This window comes from Paenibacillus sp. MER 180, assembly GCF_023713665.1.
Classification (GTDB): domain Bacteria; phylum Bacillota; class Bacilli; order Paenibacillales; family Paenibacillaceae; genus Paenibacillus_B; species Paenibacillus_B suaedae.
Genome location: NZ_JAMAVT010000082.1, coordinates 1 through 420, shown reverse-complemented (window position 1 = coordinate 420; position 420 = coordinate 1). Strand labels below are relative to the sequence as shown.

The 420-nt window shown below is 64.3% G+C and carries 1 pseudogene; it reads left to right on the top strand.

The features are described from left to right. Positions 1–420 (top strand): annotated as a pseudogene (locus M3661_RS29935) (hypothetical protein); the annotation flags it as partial.

Here is a 420-nt window from a genome sequence, read left to right as displayed (position 1 = left end):
CAGTTACGCTGCAGCTACACGCCGGAACAGGGTTCCACGCGCATTGAGCGCGTGCTGGCCTCCGGTACCGGCGCACGGATTGTCACCAGCCATGACGACGTCTGCCTGGTGGAGTTCCAGGTGCCGGCCGGTCACGATTTCAAACTGGCGCATAAAGAGCTGGACGCTCTGCTCAAACGCGCCCAGCTGCGCCCGTTAGCCGTTGGCGTCCATGCCGACCGTAAGCTGCTGCAGTTCTGCTATACCTCCGAGGTGGCCGACAGCGCGCTGAAATTGCTCGATGAAGCCGGTCTGCCGGGCGAGCTGCGTCTGCGTCAGAAGCTGGCGCTGGTGGCGATGGTGGGCGCGGGAGTCACCCGTAACCCGCTGCACTGCCACCGTTTCTGGCAGCAGCTCAAAGGGCAGCCGGTGGAGTTCACC